Below are 6,071 nucleotides of genomic sequence, written 5' to 3'. Positions count from 1 at the left end.
GGACGCCCCGCCTCAGTCTGCACGGCGTTTCTGCGCGGCAGGTCTCATCGCCGCAGGCCGGTCAGGGCCGCCGGCCGGCTACGAGGAGGCGCTCAACGCCCTGGAACTCGCCGAGCGCCTGGAACTGGAGGACCCGGTTCTGCGGGCAGCCGACCTGCTCGTCTACCCCGTCCTCACCCGCGACCGGCAGGCCATGGCCGAACTCGTCCTCGCCGCCCTCGGCCCGCTCACCGCGGCCCGTGGCGGCGCCCAGCCCCTTCTGGACACCCTCACCGTCTACTTCGACTCCGGCTGCGTGGCTGCGGAGGCGGCTCGCCGCCTCACTCTCAGTGTGCGTGCGCTGACCTACAGGCTGGAGCGCATCCACAAGCTCACCGGCGCCGACCCGGCCGATCCAGCCCACCGCTACATGCTCCAAACCGCAGTGATCGGCGCCCGGCTGCTGGACTGGCCCGCCGAGGAGCTCTGACCCGCCCCGCGGACGAGGTCAGGTGCGCGCGAGTTCGGCCGCGCCGAACGACACGTCGAAGCGGTCGCACCAGATGGTCACGCTGGTGAACCGGGACGGGTCGACGTCGGCGGGCAGGGCGTAGTTCTGACTCCCCTTGTTCCCCTTGAGCTTGCCGAGGCTGACGTACGCGCCGTCGTCGAAGACGTGCCAGCCGGCCCGCCCCTCCTTCACCGGCGCGTCGGTCAGCCACACGCGCAGATCCGGGCCGTTGCTGGTGTCGAGGTCCTCCAGCCGTACGACATGGGACCCGTCGGCGAGCCGTACGAGCTTCACACTGCCCGAGGTGGCATGCTCGTGGCTGATCAGTTCGCCGCCCGCCAGCGTCCGGGGCAGGGGGGCCGGGGGAGGCGACGCGGAGGACGCGCCGGCCGGAGGCGCCGTCGGGGCTACGGCGCCGGGCAGGGCCTCCTGCACGGTTTCGTCCTGCCACAGCTTCCACGGCTGGAACCAGTACAACCCCAGGCCGCCCCCCACGACCATCACCGCCAGCGCCCCGATGACCAACGGCCTGCCCCGCGTCTTCCGTCCCCGCCCCATACCCGCCTCGATTCCTGAGTGCTTACTGCCGCTTCAATTCAACGGGCCGCGAGGGCGGCGCGCACCCCGATGCGGATGACGGAAGTCTTACGTCGCGGCGTCGACCGTGAGCACGGCCACCTTCTCGATAGGTGTCCGGTGAACGGATCTCGGGTTCCGTATAACGGTCCGATATCGCTCGCTGGCACTTTCGATCGTAACTGGAAGTTATGTGACTTGAGTCACTAAAGACAGAGCAAAGGTCGTGGTAGAACTGCGCAACTCCGCAGGTGGAACCGCTCAACACCACAGTGCGGAGCGGTCGGCATGCACCGGCAGCACGACCAGGGTGATCACGATCCGCATCCGCGGAACGCCCATCCCGTGTCGCCGATCGGACAACGGCGTTCGTTCAGAGACCGCACATCAACCGGCGGCACTTCCCCGTGCCCCGGGCTCGCACCATCGAGGTAGCCACTGTGTCACTCGACTCCGTCACCCAAAACGTCGACGAAGCCGTCAGCAATTTCTTCGAACCGATAGCCAAGTGGCTCGGGGAGGTCGTCTTCTACACGGTTCCCGTCGGCGGAACCGAACTCCCCCTCATCGTCGCCTGGCTCGTCGTCGCCGGTCTGGTGTTCACCGGCTGGTTCGGGTTCGTGCAGGTCCGCAAGTTCAAACTCGCGTTCGACGTGGTCCGCGGGAAGTACGACGAGAAGGGGTCGGCGGGCGAGGTCAACCACTTCCAGGCCCTGACCGCCGCCGTCTCCGGCACGGTCGGCCTCGGAAACATCGCCGGTGTGGCCGTCGCCGTCTCCATCGGCGGCCCCGGCGCCACCTTCTGGATGATCCTGTGCGGCCTGCTCGGCATGGCCACCAAGTTCGTCGAGGTCACCCTCGGCGTGAAGTACCGCGAGGTGCACGCCGACGGCACCGTCTCCGGCGGCCCGATGCACTACCTGCCCAAGGGTCTCAGGGAGCGCTTCGGCAGCGGCGGCGCCAAGCTCGGCAAGGTGCTCGCCGTCCTCGCCTCGATCATGATCCTCTTCTTCGGTCTGTTCGGTGGCAACCTCTTCCAGACCAACCAGAGCTACGCGCAGATCTCCTCGACCTTCGGCGGCGAGGACGGCTTCCTGGCCTCCTCCGCCGGTGCCGTCCTCTTCGGCCTGGTCGTCGCCGCGCTGGTCGGTCTCGTGCTGCTCGGCGGCATCCGCTCCATCGCCTCGGTCACCAGCCGGCTGGTGCCCGCGATGGCCGGCATCTACATCGTGGCCTGCCTGGTCGTCATCCTGGGCAACGTCACCCAGGTGCCGGACGCCTTCCAGACCATCCTGCAGGGCGCCTTCGAGGCCGAGGGCGTCGCGGGCGGTGTGATCGGTGCCCTGATCATCGGCTTCCAGCGCGCCGCGTTCTCCAACGAGGCCGGTCTCGGCTCCGCCCCGATCGCCCACTCCGCGGTCAAGACCAACCACCCCGCGAGCGAGGGTCTGGTCGCCCTGCTGGAGCCGTTCATCGACACGGTCGTCATCTGCACCATGACCGCGCTGACCATCGTCATCGCCAACCCGGCCAGCTGGGCCGAGGCCCGCGCCGGCGAGAGCATCGGCGGCGTCACCATCACCTCCGACGCCTTCGAGACCGTACTGCCCTGGTTCCCGACCGTGCTCACCGTCGCGGTGCTGCTGTTCGCCTTCTCCACGATCCTGACCTGGGGCTACTACGGCCTCAAGGCCTGGTCGTACCTGTTCGGCAAGAGCAAGACCAGCGAGACCGTCTTCAAGGTCATCTGGAGCCTGTTCGTGCTCGTGGGCGCCCTGATGTCCCTCGACTCGCTGATCAGCCTGGCCGACTCCGCGCTCTTCCTGCTGTCGGTCTTCAACATCATCGGCCTGTACCTGCTCGCCCCGGTCGTCAAGCGCGAGCTGTCCTCCTTCCTGGAGTTCGTCCGCGCCCGCAAGGCCGGCGAGCTCACCGACGAGGACCAGGAGCCGGAGAAGACCACCGTCTGACCGCCCCCCGGCGGCCCGGCTCCGGTACGGGCCCGTTCCCACCTCGCGCCTTGGTGGGTACGGGCCCGTACGTCTGTCGCCACGGCCGACGGCCTGCGAGCAACCGCCTACGACCCGCCGCCGAGCTCCGCCTCGTCGCGCCGCCGGTCCAGATAGCCGATGGCCGGGGTCGCCATGACGCCGTGCAGCACCACCGAGATCACCACGGTGAGGGCCACGACCGCCCACAGCTCCCGCTCCAAGCCGGCGAAGGAGTCCTGCCCCAGCGCGTAGGACAGGTAGAACAGCGAACCGATGCCCCGGATCCCGAACAGGGCGACCACGGCACGCTCCTTCTTCCCCATGGTGGTCCGAGCCTGTGCCAGCCACCCGGTCAGCGGCCGTACGACAAGCAGCACCAGCACGCCCAGCACCGCGCCCGTCAACGTCAGCGCGGACAAGGCCCCGGCCACCAGGTACCCGCCGAGCAGGAACAGCAGCACGGCCGTGAGCAACCGCTCGATCTGCTCGGTGAACTCGTGCAGCACCTTGTGATAGCCGTGGCTGCGCTCGGCGGCCCGGATGACGCAGGCGGTCACGAACACGGCCAGGAAGCCGTAGCCGTGGAGCACCTCGGCGATGCCGTAGGACACGAAGGTGGCCCCCAGCGCCACGAAGCCCTCCATGTGTTCGGACAGCCGCAACGCCGACGCGCGCACCCGGAAGAACATCCACCCCAGCAACCAGCCGACACCGCCCCCGACGGCCAGCCCTACAGCGCACCTGCCCAGCAGGTCCGTCAGCGCCCACGACCCGATCCAGTCGGCCGACCACCCCGTCCCGGCCGCCGCGGCGAGGGCGAGGGCGGCGTAGACGAACGGAAAGGCGAGTCCGTCGTTCAGCCCCGCCTCGCTGGTCAGAGCGAACCGCACCTCGTCCTCGTCGCGCTCGGTGCCGAGCGGCTCGCCCACGCGCACCTCACCGGCCAGCACGGGGTCCGTGGGCGCGAGTACGGCGCCCAGCAGCAGGGCGGCGGCGGGCGGCCAGTCGAGCAGCCCCCAGGCCAGCAGGGCGACGACCGCCACGGTCAGCGGCATCGTGATGCCCAGCAACCGCCACGTCGTGGACCACCGGCGCCATGCGAAGGGCCGGTCGATGGCGAGCCCGGCGCCCATCAGCGACACGATCACACACACCTCGGTGGTGTGCTCGACCCACAGCCGATCACGTACGGGGTCCACGGCCGGCACACCCACCGGCAGGAGCTCGATGAGAACCCCCGCTGCGAGGAAGACCATGGGCAGGGACAGCGGCCGCCTGGAGACCACCCGTGGCAGCACGGCCGCGCCAAGGGCCCCCAGGCCCAGACAGACGTAGACCACGTCCGAAAGCGTCACTGCGACCCTCCTGCCCGAGCGATCTTCTCCCAGGCCACGTGTGTACCCGTTAACCCCCGGCGCCTCGCCCGAGTACGTCACCGAGCTCGCTGCCTGCCCGTTTGCGGCGGACGAATGGGGGGTGGGCCGATGGACCCACTCCGGTTAGGGTGTGCGGAACGCGTAGTGAGACGCGGGGTGTGCCGGGAAGTCTGGTCGGCGTCCGCAGGGCCGTGTGCCCGTTTCACCGACCCCCGGAGGTTCGCCGCCTTGGCCGCCACCCCGCCCCGCAACTCGTTCCTCGGTCTTCCCCCCTGGCCCGAACGACAGGCAGTGGCCCGTGCCCTGCGCACCGAGACGGTGGGCGGCCTCGTCCTGCTGGCCGCAGCGGTGGTGGCTCTGGTATGGGCGAACACCCCGCTCAGCAGCGCTTACACCACCATCCGCGACTTCCACTTCGGGATACCCGCGCTGGGCCTGGATCTCTCGGTCGGCCACTGGACCTCCGACGGACTGCTGACGGTCTTCTTCCTGGTCGCCGGGATCGAGCTGAAGCGTGAGCTGGTCGTCGGCTCGCTGCGCACCCCGGCGACGGCCGCGTTGCCGGTCATCGCCGCCGTGTGCGGCATGGCCGTACCCGCCGCCCTCTACGCCGCCACGGTCGCGTCCGGCGGCGGCAGCATGGACGGCTGGGCGGTGCCGATGGCCACCGACATCGCCTTCGCCCTGGCGGTCCTGGCGGTCATCTCCACCCATCTGCCGACCGCCCTGCGGGCCTTCCTGCTGACCCTCGCGGTCGTCGACGACCTCGGCGCGATCCTGATCATCGCCGTCTTCTTCACCTCGAACCTGAACTACTGGGCGCTGGCGGGTGCGCTTGCCGGGCTGGCCGTCTTCTACGTCCTGCAGCGGCGACGGGTGCGGGGCTGGTGGTGGTACGTGCCGCTCGGCGTGCTGACCTGGGCGCTGCTGTACAACGGCGGCATCCACGCCACCGTCGCTGGAGTGGCCATGGGCCTGATCCTGCGCACCGTCCGCGACAAGGACGAGAACCAGTCACCCGCAGAACGCACCGGACACCTGCTGCACCCCCTCTCCGCCGGCCTGTGCGTGCCACTGTTCGCGCTGTTCGCCGCCGGGGTCAGCGTCTCCGGCGACGCACTGGGCAAAGTCTTCACCACCCCAGAACCCCTCGGAGTGATCGTCGGGCTGGTGGCGGGCAAGATCATCGGCATCTTCGCCGGCACCTACCTCGCCGCCCGTTTCACCCGAGCCCGGCTCAACCCGGAGCTGGCCTGGGCCGACGTCCTCGCCCTGGCGACCCTGGCCGGAATCGGTTTCACGGTCGCCCTGCTCATCGGCGAGCTGGCCTTCTCCGGCACGGCCGTCGGCGAACACGTCAAGGCCGCCGTCCTGATCGCCTCACTCAGCGCCGCCCTGCTGGCCACCGTGCTCCTGCGCCGCAGGAACGCCGTGTACCGGCGCCTGTACGAGGAGGAGAACCTCGACGAGGACGCCGACGGCATTCCCGACGTCTACCAGCGCACGGAACCCAGCAGCACATGACCTGACCACCGCCGCGCCGCCTCAGGAATGGCATCGGCCATGCGACGCCACAATCCAACCGCCGTATCATGCGCCTCCGGATCGGAGGATTCCTCTGCCCGGCGTATCAGATCG

At 69.5% G+C, this 6,071-nt stretch carries 5 protein-coding genes; 3 read left to right on the top strand and 2 right to left on the bottom strand.

Annotated features, from left to right (window positions below; genetic code table 11):
• The coding region (locus ABZ281_RS33340) for a helix-turn-helix domain-containing protein (protein WP_356661605.1) at positions 1-469 on the top strand (469 nt) is incomplete at its 5' end.
• 18 nt (positions 470-487) lie between these two features.
• Here the strand turns inward: ABZ281_RS33340 and ABZ281_RS33335 are convergent.
• A complete protein-coding gene (locus ABZ281_RS33335; RefSeq protein ID WP_356661603.1) occupies positions 488-1,048 on the bottom strand; it encodes a DM13 domain-containing protein in 561 nt (186 codons plus the stop codon).
• Positions 1,049-1,506: 458 nt separating this feature from the next.
• Between ABZ281_RS33335 and ABZ281_RS33330 the strand changes: the two genes are divergently transcribed.
• Positions 1,507-3,036, top strand: coding sequence for an alanine/glycine:cation symporter family protein (locus ABZ281_RS33330; RefSeq protein ID WP_356661601.1), 1,530 nt, complete (start codon positions 1,507-1,509; stop codon positions 3,034-3,036).
• Between the two features lie 107 nt (positions 3,037-3,143).
• Here ABZ281_RS33330 and ABZ281_RS33325 read toward each other — a convergent pair whose 3' ends face one another.
• Positions 3,144-4,412, bottom strand: a complete 1,269-nt coding sequence (locus ABZ281_RS33325) for a cation:proton antiporter (protein WP_356661599.1) — start codon at positions 4,410-4,412, stop codon at positions 3,144-3,146.
• 249 nt (positions 4,413-4,661) lie between these two features.
• Here ABZ281_RS33325 and nhaA point away from each other — a divergent pair, with 249 nt between their 5' ends.
• Positions 4,662-5,957 carry a Na+/H+ antiporter NhaA gene (gene nhaA, locus ABZ281_RS33320; RefSeq protein WP_356661597.1) on the top strand — a complete coding sequence of 432 codons (1,296 nt, stop codon included), beginning with the start codon at positions 4,662-4,664 and terminating at the stop codon, positions 5,955-5,957.
• Positions 5,958-6,071 lie beyond the last annotated feature (114 nt).

It is taken from the genome of Streptomyces sp. NPDC006265 (assembly GCF_040613555.1).
Lineage (GTDB): Bacteria > Actinomycetota > Actinomycetes > Streptomycetales > Streptomycetaceae > Streptomyces.
This window is presented reverse-complemented; position numbering and strand designations above follow the sequence as displayed.

Bases quoted from the DNA above. Each gene is read 5' to 3' on its own strand.
- ABZ281_RS33335 (WP_356661603.1), bottom strand. From the start codon at position 1,048: ATGGGGCGGGGACGGAAGACGCGGGGCAGGCCGTTGGTCATCGGGGCG.